This window comes from Haloferax denitrificans ATCC 35960, from assembly GCF_000337795.1.
Classification (GTDB): domain Archaea; phylum Halobacteriota; class Halobacteria; order Halobacteriales; family Haloferacaceae; genus Haloferax; species Haloferax denitrificans.
The window spans coordinates 132,108-150,195 of the sequence record NZ_AOLP01000005.1; the positions used below are offsets into that span (position 1 = coordinate 132,108).

Annotated in this window: 19 protein-coding genes; 5 read left to right on the forward strand and 14 right to left on the reverse strand. The window is 67.3% G+C overall.

All coding sequences use genetic code 11. The annotated features are described in order from the left end of the window. Positions 1-488: 488 nt before the first annotated feature. Genes C438_RS04725 through C438_RS04735 form a run of 3 tightly spaced genes read right to left on the reverse strand, consistent with a single transcriptional unit; the run spans position 489 to position 2,629 of the window. Entirely contained in the window at positions 489-953 is a 465-nt protein-coding gene (locus C438_RS04725; protein WP_004968138.1) for a DUF6691 family protein, read from the reverse strand. Further along, positions 950-1,441, reverse strand: a complete 492-nt coding sequence (locus C438_RS04730; RefSeq protein ID WP_004043575.1) for a YeeE/YedE family protein — start codon at positions 1,439-1,441, stop codon at positions 950-952. Before C438_RS04730 ends, C438_RS04725 begins: the two co-directional genes overlap by 4 nt. Beyond that, the gene (locus tag C438_RS04735; RefSeq protein WP_004968141.1) at positions 1,442-2,629 is read right to left on the reverse strand and encodes an MBL fold metallo-hydrolase; all 1,188 of its coding nucleotides are present in this window, start codon (positions 2,627-2,629) and stop codon (positions 1,442-1,444) included. Positions 2,630-2,896: 267 nt separating this feature from the next. Here C438_RS04735 and C438_RS04740 point away from each other — a divergent pair, with 267 nt between their 5' ends. Continuing rightward, a complete protein-coding gene (locus C438_RS04740) occupies positions 2,897-3,148 on the forward strand; it encodes a sulfurtransferase TusA family protein (RefSeq protein ID WP_049917742.1) in 252 nt (83 codons plus the stop codon). Beyond that, the gene (locus C438_RS04745) at positions 3,145-3,726 is read left to right on the forward strand and encodes a DsrE/DsrF/DrsH-like family protein (RefSeq protein WP_004968143.1); all 582 of its coding nucleotides are present in this window, start codon (positions 3,145-3,147) and stop codon (positions 3,724-3,726) included. Before C438_RS04740 ends, C438_RS04745 begins: the two co-directional genes overlap by 4 nt. Before the next feature lie 223 nt (positions 3,727-3,949). Here the strand turns inward: C438_RS04745 and C438_RS04750 are convergent, their stop codons facing one another. The 9 genes from C438_RS04750 to mce all read right to left on the reverse strand — a co-directional run bounded on the left by C438_RS04750 (position 3,950) and on the right by mce (position 14,177). After that, the gene (locus C438_RS04750) at positions 3,950-4,753 is read right to left on the reverse strand and encodes an N-acyl homoserine lactonase family protein (RefSeq protein WP_004968144.1); all 804 of its coding nucleotides are present in this window, start codon (positions 4,751-4,753) and stop codon (positions 3,950-3,952) included. 160 nt (positions 4,754-4,913) lie between these two features. Further along, positions 4,914-5,576 carry an AIM24 family protein gene (locus C438_RS04755; RefSeq protein ID WP_004968145.1) on the reverse strand — a complete coding sequence of 221 codons (663 nt, stop codon included), beginning with the start codon at positions 5,574-5,576 and terminating at the stop codon, positions 4,914-4,916. Between the two features lie 102 nt (positions 5,577-5,678). Then, positions 5,679-7,013, reverse strand: a complete 1,335-nt coding sequence (locus C438_RS04760) for a glutamate-5-semialdehyde dehydrogenase (RefSeq protein WP_004968146.1) — start codon at positions 7,011-7,013, stop codon at positions 5,679-5,681. After that, complete coding sequence (proB, locus tag C438_RS04765) at positions 7,006-7,890, reverse strand: glutamate 5-kinase (protein WP_004968147.1); 885 nt, start codon at positions 7,888-7,890, stop codon at positions 7,006-7,008. The genes C438_RS04760 and proB overlap by 8 nt, the downstream gene beginning before the upstream one ends. After that, the gene (gene proC / locus C438_RS04770; RefSeq protein ID WP_083899948.1) at positions 7,883-8,656 is read right to left on the reverse strand and encodes a pyrroline-5-carboxylate reductase; all 774 of its coding nucleotides are present in this window, start codon (positions 8,654-8,656) and stop codon (positions 7,883-7,885) included. Before proC ends, proB begins: the two co-directional genes overlap by 8 nt. A gap of 105 nt (positions 8,657-8,761) precedes the next feature. After that, the gene (locus tag C438_RS04775; RefSeq protein WP_004968149.1) at positions 8,762-9,913 is read right to left on the reverse strand and encodes an acyl-CoA dehydrogenase family protein; all 1,152 of its coding nucleotides are present in this window, start codon (positions 9,911-9,913) and stop codon (positions 8,762-8,764) included. A gap of 93 nt (positions 9,914-10,006) precedes the next feature. Continuing rightward, entirely contained in the window at positions 10,007-11,668 is a 1,662-nt protein-coding gene (locus C438_RS04780) for a long-chain fatty acid--CoA ligase (protein ID WP_004968150.1), read from the reverse strand. 88 nt (positions 11,669-11,756) lie between these two features. Continuing rightward, positions 11,757-13,790, reverse strand: coding sequence for an o-succinylbenzoate--CoA ligase (gene menE, locus C438_RS04785; protein WP_004968151.1), 2,034 nt, complete (start codon positions 13,788-13,790; stop codon positions 11,757-11,759). Between the two features lie 3 nt (positions 13,791-13,793). After that, positions 13,794-14,177, reverse strand: a complete 384-nt coding sequence (gene mce / locus C438_RS04790) for a methylmalonyl-CoA epimerase (RefSeq protein ID WP_004968152.1) — start codon at positions 14,175-14,177, stop codon at positions 13,794-13,796. A gap of 54 nt (positions 14,178-14,231) precedes the next feature. Between mce and C438_RS04795 the strand changes: the two genes are divergently transcribed. After that, positions 14,232-14,600, forward strand: a complete 369-nt coding sequence (locus tag C438_RS04795) for a YbjQ family protein (protein ID WP_004968153.1) — start codon at positions 14,232-14,234, stop codon at positions 14,598-14,600. 7 nt (positions 14,601-14,607) lie between these two features. Then, entirely contained in the window at positions 14,608-14,946 is a 339-nt protein-coding gene (locus tag C438_RS04800) for a hypothetical protein (RefSeq protein ID WP_004968154.1), read from the forward strand. 139 nt (positions 14,947-15,085) lie between these two features. Here the strand turns inward: C438_RS04800 and C438_RS19935 are convergent, their stop codons facing one another. Next, positions 15,086-15,370: a hypothetical protein gene (locus tag C438_RS19935; protein ID WP_239640640.1), complete on the reverse strand. Its 285-nt coding sequence runs from the start codon at positions 15,368-15,370 to the stop codon at positions 15,086-15,088. Positions 15,371-15,670: 300 nt separating this feature from the next. After that, entirely contained in the window at positions 15,671-17,347 is a 1,677-nt protein-coding gene (locus tag C438_RS04810; RefSeq protein WP_004968156.1) for an acyl-CoA mutase large subunit family protein, read from the reverse strand. A 158-nt stretch (positions 17,348-17,505) separates the two neighbouring features. Between C438_RS04810 and C438_RS04815 the strand changes: the two genes are divergently transcribed. Beyond that, a partial coding sequence (locus C438_RS04815) for an O-methyltransferase (RefSeq protein WP_004968157.1) occupies positions 17,506-18,088 on the forward strand: 583 nt, incomplete at its 3' end.

Below are 18,088 nucleotides of genomic sequence, written 5' to 3' on the forward strand. Positions count from 1 at the left end.
GCACCCCTCGGGGTGCCCGGTGTGTATTGTGCGAATCATACTTTCTTGTACATGGCTGGCTAACCGGAGTGAGGATATAACGCTTTTGGGAATACTGTACAATACCATATCTCCGTTGCATACACATAAGTTATAGAAACAGCATAGAAATACCACTAAATCGGGGCAAATTTTGTATCACGCGGCCTTACGAACATATTTGGCCGCTATCTATGACAAAATAGTATTTTATCTATTGTACAATTCTGCCGGCACACAGGTCGCGACCGAAAGAACGGCGTCGACAGGCGCTCACGGCGGCACATACGAGCGTCTGGGTGAGATTCGAACGCCACGCTGGGAGGGAACACGAGTCTCCGCACTCGACGGCGCGCGCGACTCGTTGCCTCGCGTTCGCGTTCAACGGAGCGGCCGTCGAGGGCGTCGCCGCCGCTTACGGTCGAGGTCCGAAAAGAACGAAATCGAAACCGGGTTGGTCGCGAGGCGGCTCAGTCGGCGGAGGTGCCGGTCGCGGCGCTCTCGGCGCGGCGGGCGCGCCAGAGCCCCTGTAGGTACGCGCCGACGAACATCCCGCCGATGGCGATGAGGATGGGGTAGTTGCCGATGCCGACGCTGGCGTAGGCCGCGCCGGGGCAGATACCCGAGATGCCCCAGCCGGCTCCGAAGATGACCCCGCCGACGACGACGTTCTTGTCGAACGACTTCAGGCGGCGGCCGTAGTCGCGCCCGGTGAGGGGCGCGCGGTCGCCGAACGCCTCGGCGAGCGCGAAGACGGTGCCGGTGACGACGGCGGCGCCGCCCATCACGAAGAGGAGGCCGAAGTCGTCGAACTGGAGGAAGTCGAGGACGACCTCCGGGCGGGCCATGTTGCTGACGGCGAGGCCGAACCCGAATATCAGGCCGCCCGCGATGACGACCAGCATGAATCCGAGTCCGCGCTCGTCGTCGCTCACGGCGACACCCCCAGCGCGCTCAGGAGCTGTGCGACCCCGATGGCCACGAGCATGAAGGTGGCGACGTTGACGAGCGAGGTCCGCGAGCGCGAGCCGACGCCGCAGACCCCGTGGCCGGACGTACAGCCCTTCCCGATGCGGGTGCCGACGCCGACGAGCACGCCGCCGACGGCGAAGCGCCACGGTTGCACGTCGGAGACCCACCAGCCGTCGCCGAACAGGACGGTGTAGAGCGCGGCCCCGGCGACGATGCTCAGCGTGAACACGACCCGCCAGTCCCGCGAGGCGACGTACTTCGCCTTGTTGAACCGCGGGAGGTCGGAGACGTACGACAGCGTCGATTCGAGGAAGGTGCTCGCGCCGGCGATGACGCCCGTCCCGAGGTAGATGACGGCGGTCCCGAGGCCGATGAGGAGGCCGCCGAGCGCGTAGTGCGCGATGCCGTTCGGGAAGAGCCCGTCGACGAGGAGCGGCGTCAGACCCGACATTTAGTTCGTCAGGGCTTCGTTGCTGGCCGCGCAGTTGTTCGGCCCGAGTTCGAGCTCGAAGGCGCGGTCGTCGTCGGACTCCTGCACGCCGAGGTTCGTCTCGATGATGTCGACGTAGTTGGCCGGCCGCGGCGGCATGTCCGAGAGAATGAACTCCACGAACTCGTCTTTGGGCATCGAAAGTGCGTCCATCGTGTCCTTCAGTTCCCCGAGCGTGGCGGTGTAACTGCCGTCGTCGGCGGGGATTGCCGCGTCGCTGAAGTGCGCGGAGGCGACGATGGCGTCGTCGTCGTGCGAGAGGACGCGCTCCTGCAGGGAGTCGTAGAGCATCCCGGCCGCGTCGGGCGCGCCCTCGTCCCCGTCTTCGAGGTCGGGGCGGGCGACCGACTCGATGAACAGGCCGTCGCCCGTGAACAGCACGTTGTCGACCTTGTAGGTCGTCATGCCGGTCGTGTGGCCGGGCGTGTGGATGGCCTCGATGTCGGTGTCGCCGACGGTGCGGGTCTCGCCGTCCGCGATGGTCTCGTAGGGGGTGTCGTAGTCGACGCCGCGGCCTTCAGCGGCCTCGGGGATGACGCCCGTGACGCCGTAGTCTTCGACCAGCGTGCGGACCCCGCTGATGTGGTCGGCGTGGATGTGCGTGTCGATGGCGTACTTCAGCTCCGCGCCGAGCGCCTTCGCGTCGGCGACGTACTCGTCGGCGAAGTAGCGAAGCGGGTCGACGACGGCGGCCTCGTCGCCGTCGACGACGAGGTACGCCAGACAGCCGCTGGAGGGGCGCTGGTACTGCGCGACGAGCGCGTCGCCGTCGGTCTCCAGTTCGGTGTACTCGTAGATGCTCGCCCAGCCGTTCATGCCGCGTTCGAGCGCCACGGCGTCGTAGCCCTCCTGGATGAGCAACCCGGCGACGTACTCCGAGGAGTGGCCCTTCGCACAGAGGACGACGAACTCCTCGTCCTCGGGCAGGTCCTCGAACAGCGACTCGTCGAGCTCCTCGTCGAGGAACTCGAAGTAGGGGATGTTGACGTGCGAGACGTTCTCGCCGTCGATGCGCCAGTCCTCGTGTTCCGACGGCACGCGGTTGTCGAGGATGGTGAGCGCCTCGCCCTCGTCGATGCGGGCTTTCAGCGCCTCAGGTTCGATGACTGGCACGTCGACTTCGAGTTCCGGCAGGTCTGGAACGGTCATGTATGCATCACCCACTATCGGGTGGTTCGACTTAAGCTTTCGGATGGTAGTTTGGATTTCATGCAATATTCACTCCGCCGAGACCGACCGAAACTAGTGCGATTTCGTACCTACACGAGCACACAATGGCTCTACTACCCGAGAAACGCCGATTCTGACGCCTATCGGCGATTTCGATAAGGTATTGTGGTGTCTCCCCAAGAACCGACACACTTTTACGAAGCACCCTTATATTGTGGAATACACCCAACACAGGTGACCTCGAAAATGAGTACATACGAACCCACCGAGACCCTCGACGTGAAAGGACTGTCCTGCCCGATGCCCGTCGTCAAGACCCGCGGCGCGGTCGACGACCTCGACTCCGGCGAGATTCTGCAGGTCGTCTCGACCGACTCCGGCAGTATGAGCGACCTGAAGGGCTGGGCCGACTCCACCGACGGCGTCGCCATGCTCGAACAGGAAGAGGCCGAGGAAGACGGCGACGCGGTCTTCCGCCACTTCATCCAGAAGGAATGAGCTCGGACGCCGACGCGCCCGTCGACGCGGGAGCCGACTCCGTCGAAGACCTCCGTGCGCAGGTCCAAGCCCTGCAGGAGGAGGTCTCCGACCTCCGGGAGGCGACCGACGACGACGGACAGAAGTCGATGACCATCATCGCGACCAAAGGAACCCTCGACATGGCGTACCCGCCGCTCATCCTCGCCAGCACGGCGGCCGCCTTCGGCTGGGACGTCGTGGTCTTCCACACGTTCTGGGGACTCGACATCCTCCACGAGGAGAAGTCGAAGAACCTGAAGCTCAGCGCGGTCGGCAACCCGAGCATGCCGATGCCGAACGCCGTCGCCGCACTGCCCTTCATGGACAACGTCGCCACGAGCATGATGGAAAAGAAGATCAAGGAAAACGGAACGGCGACAATCGAGGAACTCATCGAGACCTCCCTCGACATGGGCGTCGACCTCCAGGCCTGCCAGATGACCATCGAACTGATGGGCTACGACGAAGCCGAGTTCTACGACGGCGTCACCACCGGCGTCGGCGCGGCGACGGCCCTCCAGCACATGGCCGACGCAGACGTGCAACTCATGATTTAGGCCGGGTCGTCGTCTCCACCAGTAATCCAATCCCCCTACTTCCCCGCCCCAACCCCAGCCACACCACTCCACCTAACCCAACCCCACCCCACCCCACCCCACCCCACCACCACACCTGCGGTTCCCCTTTTCACTTTCTTCGGACGCGACGAGAGCGGTCGCTGTCGCCCGCTCGGCGCGTGAGACGAAAAGTCCGAGCCCGACGACCGCGCCGGTCGCCGGTTCAGACGTTCCAGCCGTCGCCGAACGACGAAAAGCGGTCGAGGTCGTGGCCGAACAGCACGTCGCCGCCGGTCCGGCGTTCGAGTTCCTTCACCGTCTGGAGGCTCTCGAACCAGTCGCGCTCGCTCCACAGCAGGCCGGGACCGAGCGGCACCTCGTCGGCGTAGTTGCCCTCGACGTAGCACTCGTCGCCCGCGACGAGCACGTCGCCGGCGGGCGTCTCGATGTGCGCGCCCAGCACGCCGGGAGTGTGACCCGGCAGGTGAATGAGCCGGAAGCCGTCGAACAGCGTGTGCTCGTCGCCGTGGACGACGTGCCAGTTCAGGTCGCGGTCGAAGTCCGACGCGAGGTACGCGATGGAGCCCTCGGTCGTCTTCGCCGAGTAGTACGCGAACTTCAGTTCCTCCTCGTGGACGTATATCGGGACGTCGGTGCCCTCGAACGCGGCGAGGCCGCCGGCGTGGTCGAGGTGCAGGTGGCTCATCACCACGGCGTCGATGTCGGCGAGGTCGTAGCCGACCGCGCCGAGGTCGCCTTCGAGCGTGTGTTCCGCGGCGTCGACGTGCGAAAACGCCTCGTACAGCGGTTCGGGCCAGTAGCCGTCGCCGGCCGCCGGGTTCGAGCCGGTGTCCCACAGCACCGTCCGGTCGGGGCCGTCGACGACGGCGTTCCAGACGACGAACTCGCTCATCTCGTGGTCGGGGTTCGGGTTCGACGCGCTCCCCATGGAGTAGCCGTCGAGGACGTAGCCGGTGTCGGCGTGGACGCGACCGCGGTCGACCAGGTGGACGCTGATGTCACCCATACACCGGGGTTAGGACGGCGCGGCCATAACCGTTCAGGCAGTCAATATATCACCGTCGGGCACTAGTGGTACGCGTCGTTTCGGCCCGCTCTGGGCCGGGTTGCGGGACGAACGGTCGATAGAAAGCGAGAACGGGAGCCGGGCGGGGCGGAGAAAACGACTACTCGCCGGGGCCGACTTCCTCGAACGGCTGGACGATGACGAAGCCGTCGTCGCCCGCGAATTCGAGCTGGTAGGACTCGCCCGACGAGCGGCCGAGCAGGCCCTTGATGTTGATGTCGCGGTTCGACGACGGCGAGACGTTGCCGCTCCACGCGACGGTCGCGTTGGGGTCGGTCTTGGCCGGCGTCTGGAGGACGATGGGCTCGCCGTGGGTCGTGATGGCGACGTGGCCGGGACCTTCGAGGAAGACGTTGAACAGGCCGCCCGAGGAGGTGCCGGCGATGCTCGTCAGCATCTTGATGTCCCAGTTCACGCTCGACTCGAACGCGAGCACGTCGTTGCCGTTGACGCTCAGCTCCTCGCCCGCGTCGAGTTCGAGAATCTGGACCTCCTTGCCCTGGTCTGCGAGATAGAGGTGGCCGGTGCCGGTCGCCTGCATCATGACGTCGCCCTCGCCGGTGGCCTTCTTCTTGAGCATTCCCGTCAGGCCGCCGGCGGACTTCCGCTCGAAGGAGATGTCGCCGGTGTAGCCGACCATCGACCCGGCTTTCGCCATGACGTTCCCGTCGAGGGCCACGTCGAGGAGCTTCGAGTTTTCGAGTTCGAAGGAGTCGCCGCCTTCGGACGGTGCGTGCGCGCTGACGAATTCGTCTAGATTCATTGGAGTCACCGAGTCGTAGCGGAGACGACTCTACCGGAGAGGCGACTGTCAGGGATATAGTTCTGTTTGCCGCGAAAAAACAGACCCGAACCGCCGGCGCGCTCAGTCCTGTCGGCTTCGGTGGCCGGGGGTCCAGTCGGCGTCGAGCGCCTCGTGGGTGAAGGGCACGGCGTCCTCGCCGGCGTAGGTGGCGACCAGTTGGCCGTCGCCTTCGAGGTAGTACTTGTAGGTCGTCAGGCCTTCGAGGCCGACCGGGCCGCGGGCGTGAATCTTGCCCGTCGAGATGCCCACCTCCGCGCCGAGGCCGTAGCGGTAGCCGTCGGCGAATCGGGTCGAGGCGTTGTGGAAGACGCTGGCGGCGTCGACGCCGGTCATGAACGTCTCGGCGCGCTCGGCGTCCTCGGTGACGATGGACTCGGTGTGTTTCGAGCCGTGGGCGTTGATGTGGTCGACCGCGTCGTAGAGGTCCGAGACGACCTTGATGGAGAGTTCGAGGTCGCCGTACTCGGTGTCCCAGTCGTCGTCGGTCGCGGGGTCGATATCGACGTGTTCGCGGGTCGCCTCGTCGCCGCGGAGGACGACGCCCTCGTCGCGGTAGCGCTCGACGACCGCGGGCAGGAAGTCGGCCGCGACCGCCTCGTCGACGAGGAGCGTCTCGACGGCGTTGCAGACCGCGGGGTACTGCACCTTCGCGTCGAGCGCGATATCCTCCGCCATGTCGAGGTCGGCCGCCTCGTCGACGTAGACGTGGCAGATGCCCTCGGTGTGGCCGAGGACGGGAATCTGCGTGTTGTCCTGGATGTAGCTGACGAACTCCGAGGAGCCGCGGGGCATCACGAGGTCCACCATGTCGTCGAGTTCGAGCAGGCGGTCGACCTCCTCGTGGGCCTCGATGAGCGTCGCCCAGCCGTCCGGCAGGTCCTCGGTGGCGGACAGAATCGTCTCGTACAGCACGCGGTTCGACTCGCTTGCTTCACTGCCGCCCTTGAGGATGACGGCGTTGCCGGACTTCAGCGCCAGCGCGGCGATTTGGACCAGCGCGTCGGGCCGCGACTCGAAGATGGTCGCGACGACGCCGATGGGGACGGAAAGCTTGTACAGTTCGAGGTCCTCGTCCAGCTCTCTCGCCTCCAGCGTCTCGCCGAGCGGGTCGTCCTGTTCGGCGACGGACTCGACCATCCCGGCGATGTCGTCGAGCTTCGCCTCGTCGAGTTTGAGGCGGTCGACGAGCGCCTGCGTGTACTCGCCCTCTGCGAGCATCGCCTCGGCCTCCTCGACGTCCTCGCGGTTGGCCGCGAGAATCGCCTCGCTGTTGTCGCGGATGGCGTCCGCGATGGCTCCGAGCGCGGCGTCGCGGTCGGCCGCGTCGACGTTGGCGAGGCGGAGCGCCGCCGACTGTGCCCGTTCGACCTGCGCGGTCGTGTCTCGCTCAGTCATCGAGTTCACCATCGAGGGGGAGGAACATTGTTCCCACCGATTCGCGCTCGGCGATCTTCGCCAGCACGTCGGGTTCGGTCGACTTCGCAATGACGGCGGGGATACCGTACTCGGCGGCGTCGCGCGCGCCGCGGACCTTCGTCTGGATGCCGCCGAAGCCGCCGGTCGAACTCGCGGTGACGACGTCCTCGACGTCGCTGTAGTTGTCGCCGACGACCTCGATGCGCTCGGCGTCGGGGTTCTCCTTCGGGTTGCCGGTGTAGACGCCGCCCACGTCGGTGAGCGTCACGAGCAGGTCGACGCCGATGCCGACCGCGATGTTCGACGAAATCATGTCGTTGTCGCCGATTTGGAGTTCCTCGGTGGCGACCGCGTCGTTCTCGTTGATGATGGGCACGACGCCCCACTCCAGAAGCGTCTCGACCGTGTTCCGGAAGTTGGTGAAGCGCTCGGGGTTCTCCAGGTCGTGCTGGGTGATGAGAATCTGGGCGACCTTCCGGTCGTAGCGCTCGAAGCTCTCCGTGTAGCGGTGCATGAGCAGGCTCTGACCGACCGTCGACAGCGCCTGCGACGCTTCGAGGGTGTCGCGGTCCGCCGTGGGATGGTCGAGGCGACCGATACCGGCACCGACCGCGCCCGAGGAGACGAGAAGCACCTCCTTGCCGCGCGAGAGGAGCGACTCGATGTCGTCGACGAGCTTGTCGAGCTTCGCGTCGTCGAGGTTGGAGTCGTCGTCGGTCAGCGAGTTGGTGCCGGCCTTGACGATGACGCGGTCCGCCTCGGCGGCGGCCTCGCGGGCGGCGGCGACCGCGTCGGGGTCGACGGCAGGGGTTTCGGTCGCCTCCGACGCCCCGGTCGTCTCGCTCAGTTCACTCATCGGCGAACTCCTCCGCGAGTTCCTTCGACCGGCGCTCGGCCGCGACGACCGCCTCGGTGACGGCCTCGTCGGCGTCGCTGTCCCAGAGGACCTCCATCCCCTCGATGGTCGTCCCGTTCGGCGAGCAGACCGCGTCGATGAGTTCGTCGGCGGTGCGGTCGTCCTGCACGACGGTCTCGGCCGCGCCCTTGAACGTCTGGGCGGCGAGAATCTCGGCGTCTTCCTCGGAGAGTCCGCCCGCGATGCCGGCCTGCGTGACGGCCTCGATGAGATAGAAGACGAAGGCCGGCCCGCTGCCGTTGACCGCGGTCGCGATGTCCATCTGCGACTCCTCGACCTCGACGAACTCGCCCACGTCCGAGAGGAGTTCGCGGACCTCGTCGGTCAGGTCGCCGGTCGCCGCCGCGGCCATGTCGCGGGTCTCGGCGGCGAGGTTCGGCATGATGCGAACGACGCGGGCGTCGGTGTGCGCCTCGACGAACGCGGTCGGGACGCCCGCGGCTATCGTGACGAGAGTCTGGTCGGGAGACAGGTCGAGTTCCGAGAGGACGGCCTCGACGATGTCGGGCTTGACCGCGACGAACACCACGTCGGCCTCGGCGGCGCGCGACACGTCGTCGGTCGTCTCTTCGCAGTAGTCGGCGACCGCGGCGAGGGCGTCGGGGTCGAGGTCGCAGGCGATGACCGAGTGGCCACCCGCCTTCCAGAGCCCGGTGAGGAGGGCGCTCCCCATGTTTCCACAGCCGATAACGCTCGTTCGTACCATTGGTGCTGACTCAAGGTACGACGCTCAGATAGTAACTGCGTTCCGGTCAAGCGATGCCAAACCGGAAAACGAGTTGTCAGTTCCGGGGGCTGTGTCGGGGGCTGTTCACAGCGCGCCCTGCCGGTAGATGAGGTTGCGCTGAATCTCGTTTGCGCCCTCGTAGATGACCGGGATGCGCACGTCGCGGTAGACCCGGGAAATCTTGTACTCGTTGAGGACCGACCGGCCGCCGTGGAGTTGCATGCCGCGTTCGGCCACGTCGACCGCCGTCTCGGTCGATTTCGTCTTGGCCGCGGCCGCCCAGAAGCCGGCGTCCTCGCCGTTTGCGACCTTCTCGGCGGCGCGCCAGTTGAGCGCGCGCGCCGCCTCGAACTCCATTCGCATGTCGGCGAGGATGTGCTGGACCGCCTGGAACTCCGAGACGGTGCGCCCGAACGCCCGCCGGTCGTGAACGAACTCCCACGCCTCCTCGATGGCGGCGGCGGCGAGGCCGAGGCTGTGGCCGCCGACGACGACCCGGCCGTGGTTGAAGAAGTCCGCGAGCATGTAGAAGCCGCCGCCCTCGGTGCCGATGAGGTTCTCCTCGGGCACCTCGCAGTCGTCGAAGACGATGTGTCCCTGCTTCGACGCGCGCATGCCCATCTTCTCGGGGATGTGTTCTGCCTCGTAGCCGGGCGTGTCCGTCGGCACGACGAACATCGAGTAGTTCGAGTAGCGGTCGTCGGTGTCGGCGGTCTTGGCGTACACCGTCAGCCAGTCGGCCTCGACGGCGTTGCCGACCCAGTACTTCTCGCCGTTGAGGACGTAGCCGTTTTCGGTCTTGTCGGCGGTCGTCTCCATGCCGGCCATGTCGGAGCCGGTCTGCGGCTCGGAGACCGCGAGCCCCGAAATCTGCTCGTTTTCGGCGACCGGGCGGAGCCACTTCTCCTTCTGTTCCTCACTGCCGTAGTCCTCCATAATCTCACAGCCGAACGAGGCGAGTTGGAGCGTCAGCGCGATGCCGGCGTCGGCGCGGTAGAACTCCTCGGAGATGGCGAGCATCTGCTGGAGGTCGAAGCCCTTCCCGCCGTACTCCTCGGAGATGTCCTGTGCGACGAGCCCCGCGTCCATCCCCGCTTGGAGCACCTCGTGGGGGTACTCGCCGGACTCGTAGTAGTCCGCCGCGACCGGGTCGATGTGCGCCTCGGCGAACTCCCGCGCCTCCTGCTTGAGGTCACGGGCGTGTTCGGGCACGATGGTGTCGTCGAGAAGTTCCATACCACGCCATAGAATTGTACAGTAAAAATAGTGTATGGAACCAGTCTAAACTTCAAACTCGTTTTTAGTTAAAACATCCGTCCGCCCCGCCGCTCACTCGTCCGACGGGGCCTCCGCGTCGGGCGTCTTGCCCTCGATGAGCGACGAGTCGTCGTACTGGTCGCGGAGCACCTTCTTGTCGAACTTGCCGGTCGCGGTCTTCGGCACCTCGTCGATGAACACGACTTCGTCGGGGGCCCACCACTTCGGGAACTCGTCTTCGACGAGCGCGACGAGTTCGGCCTTCAGCGCGTCTTGGTCTGCGCCGCCCTTCGGGACGATAAACGCCACGGGGCGCTCCTGCCAGCGCTCGTGGGGGACGCCGATGACGGTCGCCTCGGCCACGTCGTCGTGGGCCATGATGCTGTTTTCGAGTTCGAGCGACGAAATCCACTCCCCGCCGGACTTGATGACGTCTTTCGCCCGGTCGACGATTTGGACGTAGCCGTCTTCGTCCACCGTGACCACGTCGCCGGTCTTCAGCCAGTTGCCCTCGTAGTCCTCCTCGTTCGCGTCGGGGCGCTCGAAGTACTCGGTCGTCACCCACGGGCCGCGGACCCACAGTTCGCCGAACTCCTCGCCGTCCCACGGGACCTCGTTCCCGTCGTCGTCGACGACGCGCATCTCAAGCCCCGGCGCGAGCAGGCCCTGCTTGGCGCGCTTTTCGTACTGCTCTTCGGCGGAGAGCTCTTCCATCCCCGGCTTGAGGTGGGCGACGGTGCCGACCGGCGACATCTCCGTCATGCCCCACGCGTGGAGCACGTCCACGTCGTACTCCTCGTCGAACCGGCGGATGACCGACTTGGGCGCGGCCGACCCGCCGATGATGATGCGTTCGAGCGACGAGATGTCCGCGTCGTGCTCGTCGAGGTAGTCGAGCAGGCCGAGCCACACCGTCGGCACGCCCGCGGTCATCGTCACGCCCTCCTCCTCGATGAGTTTCGCGAGGTCCTCGGGCGTCGGCGACGGGCCGGGATAGACGTGTTTCGCGCCCGCCGCGGTCGTCGAGAACGGCAGGCCCCACGCGTTGACGTGGAACATCGGCACCACCGGCATGATGACGTCCTTCGCGCCGATGTCGAGGCCGGACTCGGGGAGCGTCGCCATCGTGTGCGCCCACAGCATCTGCTGGGAGTACTCGACGCCCTTCGGCTCGCCGGTCGTCCCCGAGGTGTAGCACATCCCCGCCGGCTGGTCCTCCGGGAGGTCCGGCCAGTCGTAGTCGTCGGGGAAGTCGGCGATGAACGACTCGTAGTCCGTCACGGGCGACAGCCCCACGTCGTCCGGCACTTCGGAGGCCATCACGACGAACTGCTCGACGGAGGCGAAGGCCTCGGCGTCGACCGCGCCGGCGAGTTTCGGCGCGAGCGACGGGTCCACGAAGATGATGCGGTCTTCCGCGTTCTCGACGATGTACTGGATGTGGTGGTCGGGCAGAAGCGGGTTGATGGTGTGCAACTGCGCGCCCATCGAGGGCACGCCGAAGTACGTCTCGAAGTGTCGGTTGTGGTTCCAGCAGAACGTCGCCACCCGGTCGCCGTCCCCGATGCCGGCGTCCGAAAGCGCCCCCGCGAGCCGTGCCACGCGTCCCTCGTACTCCGCGTACGTGTAACGTTCCAGCCCTTCGGCGGTCCGAGAGACGATTTCGCGGTCCGGATAGAGCTTGCCCGCGCGCCACAGGAACGGCCGAAGCGTCTGGTTGGTAGCACCTACCATAGTATCCTCTTGTGGTAAAACATAATGATTGTTTGGAAGCGACTCGGCGGGGCGCGGGCTGTGGATTCGGCGTCACCCGCGGGCGCGTTCACTCCTCGTCGCGGTCGGAAGCGAGTTCGTCGGTGCCGTCAGTGTCGTTGGTGCCGTCGCCGTCGTCGGTGTCGCTCTCTGCGCTCCCGGCGTCGCCCTCCGCGCGCTCGGCGTCAGCGTGTTCGTCTCCGTCGGCGCTCGCCTCACCATCGTCGTCGGCCTCGTCCTCATCGGCGTCGTCGCGGTCGGCATCTACGACGGCCGTGTCGTCCTCGGCGTCGTCGATGGCGTCCCCGTCGATGTCGGTGGCGGGCGTCGCCTCGCCGGAGTCGGTCTCGACTTCACCGGAGTCGCCGTCGCTGTCGTCGCCACCGCCGTCGTCACCGTCATCGTGATCGGCCGCGCGCTCCGGCTCGGCCTCCGCGACGGGCTTGGCCGCGACCAGTCGCTCGCGGACCGCCTCGCGGTCGACGGTCCCCGAGACGGTCCGCGGGAGTTCGTCCGCGGTCGCGACCAGTCGCGGGCATTTGAACCCGGCGAGTCGCTCGCGGCAGAAGTCGTCGAGGTCCTCGTCGTCCGGCGGGTTCTCCGGGTCCGCGGGAACGACGAGGGCGGCGACGCGCTCGCCCCACTCGGAATCGGGGACGCCGAGCACGGCGGCGTCGTCCACGTCGGGGTGGTCCCGCAGGACCGCCGCGACCTCGCCGGGGTCGACGTTCTCGCCGCCGGTGATGATGCGGTCGTCCTTCCGGTTCAGGACGTACAGGAGGCCGTCGTCGTCGCGATAGCCGATGTCGCCGGTCCGGAGGCCGGCGTCGGCGAAGGCGTCGGCGGTCGCCTCGGGGTTCCGGTAGTAGCCGGGCGAGACGGTCGGTCCCGAGACGACGAGTTCGCCCGGCGTGCCGGGTTCGACGAGGGTGCCGTCCTCGTCGACGACCCGGAGGTCGGTGAAGTAGAGCGGCCGCCCGACGGTCCCCACGTCGGCGAACGCCTCCCGCGGGGTCGCGGTGGCGACCTGCGACGCCGTCTCGGTCATGCCGTAGGTCGGGTGGACCGGCACCGAGTAGTTCCGACAGCGCTCGACGAGTTCGTCGGGGGCGGGCGCGCCGCCGAGGAGCACCACGCGGAGCGAGTCCGAGAGCGTCCCCCTGCTGTCGAGCATCCGCTTGAGCATCGTCGGCACGAGCGAGACGCCCGTCACGTCGTACTTGCCGATGTCGTCGGCCGCGCCGCCGGCGTCGAACCCCTCGCGGAGGACGACCGTCGTCCCGTACAGCGGGCCGCGGAGAATCGGGCCGATGCCGCCCATGTGGTGCAACGAGAGCGTGACGAGCCACCGGTCGTCGCGCGAGACGCCGAGTCGGAACGCCCCGGCGACGGCGTTCGCGAGCAGGTTGCCCATGGTGAGTTTCACCGCCTTCGGCGTCCCGGTCGTCCCCGAGGTGAAAAGCAGGAGCATCGTCTCCGAGAGGGACCAGCCCGCCGGTTCGACCCGCTTCGGCGCGATGGACGAGAGGTTGATGACGCCCTCCCACCGCGGGTCGTCCACGGAGACGACGGGCACGTCGGCCGTGGCCTCGACCGCCGTCGACTCGGTGGACTCGCCGCAGACGAGCGTGGTCACGTCCGCGAGTTCGAGGTTGCGAGCGATTTCGTCGGCGGTGAGTCGGTCCCCGAGGGGGACGAGCACGGCCCCGAGGCGCGTCGCGGCGTGGATGAGTCGGACGTAGTCGACGCCGGGGTCGAGAACGACGCCGAGGTGGTCGCCGGCCTCGACGCCGAGGGCGGCGAGCTGGCCGGCGGTCTCGTCGACGAGCGCGTCGAGTTCGCGGAAGGTCCACGAGTCGCCGGTCGGCGCGTGGATGAGCGCCTGTCTCTCGGGGGTCGCGGCGATTCGGTGGGAGAGCCAGTCGCGCATCGGCCCGGCGAAGCCGCGGTCCCCGTCGTCGGAGTCGGAACCGCTCGCGGCGGGGTCGTCGCCGCGTTCGGCCGAGCCGTCGGTGGCGGCCGTCTCGTCGGCCGAGTCATCGGTAACAGCCGTGTCGTCGGTGGCGGCCGTCTCGTCGGCCGCGTCGTCAGGAGAGTCCGTCATCGCTCAGTGCGAGACGAACTCGACGAGGACGCCGCCCGTGGACTTGGGATGCAAGAAGGCGACCTCGTGACCCCACGCGCCGGGGCGAGGTTCCTCGTCGATGCGGTCGATACCCGCGGCCTCGGCGGTCCGGAGCGCGGCCTCGATGTCGTCGGTCTCGACGGCGACGTGGTGGATGCCGCCGCCGCGCTTGTCGAGGAACTTCGAGATGGCACCCTCCTCGTGGGGTTCGAGCAGTTCGAAGTAGCCGTTTTCGAGTTCGAGGAAGACGACCGACATGCCGTCGAACGTCTCCTCGTGGGCCACGGGCGCGTCGAACAGCTCCGCGAACAGCGCGGCCAGCCCGGCGGCGTCGGGCGTGGCGATTCCGACGTGGTCGAAGTGCATGCCTCCAGTTCGTCGGGCGCAACGGATAAACCCAGACGGTTCGATACTCATGTCATGATAGTAACTACAACTGAGTCGGTCGTCGGCCGCGACATCGAGGAGACGCTGGGCGCCGTCCGCGGGAACACGATTCGCGCCCGGAACGTCGGCCGCGACATCACGCAGGGGCTCCGAAACATCGTCGGCGGCGAGCTCAAGTCCTACACCGGGCTGATGGCCGAGGCGCGCGACGAGGCGACGGAACGGATGGTCGCCGAGGCGGAGGCGATGGGTGCCGACGCCGTCGTCGGCGTCCGGTACGTGACCGCCGAGGTGGCGCAGGGCGCGGCCGAGATTCTGGCCTACGGGACCGCCGTCACGCTCGTCGGCGGTTCCGACGACGACGCCGAACCCGCGTCCGAGTCGAACGCCGACGTGGCGTGAGCCGACGATGACGACGACGACCCGACGCGCCGCCCGCGACCCACGGCGGCTCGCACGCGGGTTCGCCCGACTCGCCACGGACCGGGCCACGCTCGCCGTCTTCGCCGTCCTCGTGGCCGTGTGGGCGGTCGGCTTCTTCGGCGTGGTGCCGATAGAAGTCTGGGTCCTCGACTACCCCGCGCTGGTGGCCGCCTTCTTTTTCGACACGCTCGCGGCCAACGAGTTCGGCGTCCGCGAGACGTCGGTGTTCTACCCGGCGCTCGCCGTCTTCGGCTACCTCCAAGCGATGCTCGTCGTGGCGGTCGCTCGGTGGCTTCGGGGTCGGTTCCTCGAATCCGGGGAGTGACGGGACGGAGCGAAGCGAGTCGGGACGGAGCGCGGAGGGGCGCGTCAAGAGCGGGACGCGAGGGGCGAGTGGTCGCGGGGTGTGAGCGTCGGAGGTGCGCGAGCGGGGTCGGCGTGGATTCACGGCGTCGGGTCGGGCCTCAGTCGCGGGCGGTCCGGGAGACCGTGACCTCGACGGGGACGCCGGGCACGTCGACCGTCAGCATCGAGCGGTCGGCCCGGGTGACGATGACGCGGGCGACGGCGACGACGGCGGCGACGGTGACGGCGACCGCGAGCGACGCCACGGGAAAGGTGACGACCGCGACGACCGCGGCCATCGAGGCGAGCAGGACGGCCTGCGTCGCGAGCGAGGGCGCGGGACGGTGATGGGAGGGGTGGTAATCGGAGCCGGTACGACTGTCTCGGGAGCGTCTTCGTGACATTCGTCTGGTGAGGTGGACAATCGGATGCGATACCGGGGGCTCTCCGGTCGAAGAGCCCCGCAACGCGACGGCCGCCGCTCGAACGTCGAGCGACTGGTGGCGCGAACCTCGCGCCGACAGACGGCGACCGGGCGTGTGACGGGTTTAGAACGCGATAAACGGCATCATAAGCCTCGGTTGGCTCCACTCGGGGGGTGATAATAAAACTGGTTAGCCGGGTGAAATTATAGACTTAGTGACTTGTTGGCACGGGGCGGGGGCTGTCGTCGGCGCTGGTCGTTCGGGAGTGTCGGGGCCGCTTCAGGCCATGCCGGGTTCGTACTCGCCGAACTCCTCGCGGAGGACGCCGCATATCTCGCCGACCGTCGCGTAGGCCTTGACCGCCGTGACGATGAGCGGAAGGAGGTTCTCGTCGCCGTTGGCGGCGGCGCGGATGTCCTCCAGCGCGGCCTCGACGGCCTCCTCGTCGCGGTCGTCCTTCCGGGCGTCGAGCGAGTCGACCTGCTTGCGCTCGTCTTCCTCGGAGACCTCTTGGACCTCGACGGTCGGCTCCTCGTCCACCTGATACTCGTTGACGCCGACGATGACGCGCTCGCCCTCCTCAATCTCGCGTTGGCGCTCGTAGGCCACGTCCTGAATCTCCCGCTGGACCCACTGGTTCTTGACGGCGTCGAGCATCCCGCCGCGGTCGTCGACCTCGTCGAGCAGGTCGAACGCCTCGTCTTCGATGTCGTCGGTCAGCGCCTCGACGTAGTAACTGCCCGCCAGCGGGTCGATGGTGTCCGCCGCGCCCGACTCGTGGGCGAGAATCTGCTGGGTGCGGAGCGCCGTGCGGACCGACTTCTCTGTGGGGAGCGACAGCGCCTCGTCCTTCCCGTTGGTGTGGAGCGACTGCGTGCCGCCGAGGACGGCCGCCAGCGCCTGATAGGCGACCCGGACGACGTTGTTCTCGACCTGCTGGGCGGTGAGCGTCGACCCGCCGGTCTGGGTGTGGAACTTCAACTGCATCGACTTCGGGTTCTCCGCGCCGAAGCGCTCTTCCATGATTTTCGCCCACATCCGCCGGGCGGCGCGGAACTTCGCCACCTCTTCGAGGATGTTGTTGTGGGCGTTGAAAAAGAAGGACAACTGGGGAGCGAACTCGTCCACGTCGAGACCCGCCTCGACCGCGGCCTCGACGTACTGGATGCCGTTTCCGAGGGTGAACGCGACCTCTTGGGCGGCGGTCGAGCCGGCCTCGCGGATGTGGTAGCCGGAGATGGAGATGGTGTTGAACTTCGGCGTCTCCGCCGCGCAGAACTCGAAGATGTCCGTGATGAGTCGCATCGACGGCTCCGGCGGGAAGATGTAGAGGTTCCGCGCGATGTACTCCTTCATGATGTCGTTCTGGATGGTGCCGCGGAGCTCCTCGCGGGGGACGCCCTGCTTGTCGCCGAGGGCGACGTACATCGCCAGCAACACGGCCGCCGGGGCGTTGATGGTCATCGACGTGGAGACCTCGCCGAGGTCGATGCCGTCGAACACCGTCTCCATGTCGTGGAGGCTGTCGATGGCGACGCCCGACTTCCCGACCTCGCCGGCGGCCATCATCGCGTCGGAGTCGTAGCCCATCTGCGTCGGCAGGTCGAACGCGAGCGACAGCCCCGACGAGCCGTTGTCGATGAGGTAGCGGAACCGCTCGTTCGTCTCGGCGGCCGTCCCGAAGCCCGCGTACTGCCGCATCGTCCAGAGCCGCCCGCGGTGCATCGTCGGATACACCCCGCGCGTGTACGGTTTCTCGCCCGGGAAGCCCACGTCTTCGTCGTAGTCCACGTCGGCGTCGTCCGGGGTGTAGAGCCGCTCGACGACGTTGCCGCCCGTGTCGGTCGTGAACTCGTCTTTCCGCTCCCCGAAGCGGTCGAGCGTCGGTCCCAGCGTCTCCTCCTCCCACTCGGCTTTCGCCTCCCGAATCTCTTCGAGCTCGTCGGGGTCAAACATGGTCGAAGATGTGGTTTGTCTCTACTTAAGCGTACGCGGGTCGGCGAATAGCGGACGCCGTCGCCGACCGCGGGTGCGCCGACCGAGTGAGTGACGGCAGTCCCCGCGAACGCGGCCGCGGCGACCGATTTTATGTCCCTCGCGAGCGCCCCTCCGGCATGGACATCCTGACCGACGAGACGCGGCGGTTCCTCGCGGCGACCGCGCCCGAACACGACGCGGTGCAGGCCGAGATGGCCGCCTACGCCGACGAGCACGGCTTTCCCATCATCGGTCCCGAGGCGGGCGGCGTGCTCCGCGTCCTCGCGCACCTCGCGGACGCGAGGCGGCTGTTCGAGTTCGGCTCCGGCTTCGGCTACTCCGCGACGTGGTTCGCCGAGGGGATGGCCGACGACGCCGAACTCTACCTGACGGAACACGACGCCCACGAACTCGACATGGCGCGGGACTTCCTCGACCGCGCCGGCCTCGCCGACCGGACGACGTTCCTCGAAGGCGACGCGCTCGACCTGTTCGAGGGCGTCGACGGCGAGTTCGACCTCGTCCTCTTGGACCACCAGAAACACCGCTACGCCGAGGCGTTCGACCTCGTCTCCGACCGGGTCGCGGTCGGCGGGGTCGTCGTCGCCGACAACGTGATGCGCGGCCCGGTCGACTTCGGCGCGCTCACCGACTGGAGCGAAGGGCAGGCAGAGGCGCTCGACGGGGCCGACGCCGACACCCGCGGCATCGCGGCGTTCC

Bases quoted from the DNA above. Each gene is read 5' to 3' on its own strand.
- C438_RS04730 (WP_004043575.1), bottom strand. From the start codon at position 1,441: ATGTCGGGTCTGACGCCGCTCCTCGTCGACGGGCTCTTCCCGAACGGC.
- C438_RS04735 (WP_004968141.1), bottom strand. From the start codon at position 2,629: ATGACCGTTCCAGACCTGCCGGAACTCGAAGTCGACGTGCCAGTCATC.
- C438_RS04740 (WP_049917742.1), top strand. From the start codon at position 2,897: ATGAGTACATACGAACCCACCGAGACCCTCGACGTGAAAGGACTGTCC.
- C438_RS04745 (WP_004968143.1), top strand. From the start codon at position 3,145: ATGAGCTCGGACGCCGACGCGCCCGTCGACGCGGGAGCCGACTCCGTC.
- C438_RS04750 (WP_004968144.1), bottom strand. From the start codon at position 4,753: ATGGGTGACATCAGCGTCCACCTGGTCGACCGCGGTCGCGTCCACGCC.
- C438_RS04755 (WP_004968145.1), bottom strand. From the start codon at position 5,576: ATGAATCTAGACGAATTCGTCAGCGCGCACGCACCGTCCGAAGGCGGC.
- C438_RS04760 (WP_004968146.1), bottom strand. From the start codon at position 7,013: ATGACTGAGCGAGACACGACCGCGCAGGTCGAACGGGCACAGTCGGCG.
- proB (WP_004968147.1), bottom strand. From the start codon at position 7,890: ATGAGTGAACTGAGCGAGACGACCGGGGCGTCGGAGGCGACCGAAACC.
- proC (WP_083899948.1), bottom strand. From the start codon at position 8,656: ATGGTACGAACGAGCGTTATCGGCTGTGGAAACATGGGGAGCGCCCTC.
- C438_RS04775 (WP_004968149.1), bottom strand. From the start codon at position 9,913: ATGGAACTTCTCGACGACACCATCGTGCCCGAACACGCCCGTGACCTC.
- C438_RS04780 (WP_004968150.1), bottom strand. From the start codon at position 11,668: ATGGTAGGTGCTACCAACCAGACGCTTCGGCCGTTCCTGTGGCGCGCG.
- menE (WP_004968151.1), bottom strand. From the start codon at position 13,790: ATGACGGACTCTCCTGACGACGCGGCCGACGAGACGGCCGCCACCGAC.
- mce (WP_004968152.1), bottom strand. From the start codon at position 14,177: ATGCACTTCGACCACGTCGGAATCGCCACGCCCGACGCCGCCGGGCTG.
- C438_RS04795 (WP_004968153.1), top strand. From the start codon at position 14,232: ATGATAGTAACTACAACTGAGTCGGTCGTCGGCCGCGACATCGAGGAG.
- C438_RS04800 (WP_004968154.1), top strand. From the start codon at position 14,608: ATGACGACGACGACCCGACGCGCCGCCCGCGACCCACGGCGGCTCGCA.
- C438_RS19935 (WP_239640640.1), bottom strand. From the start codon at position 15,370: ATGTCACGAAGACGCTCCCGAGACAGTCGTACCGGCTCCGATTACCAC.
- C438_RS04810 (WP_004968156.1), bottom strand. From the start codon at position 17,347: ATGTTTGACCCCGACGAGCTCGAAGAGATTCGGGAGGCGAAAGCCGAG.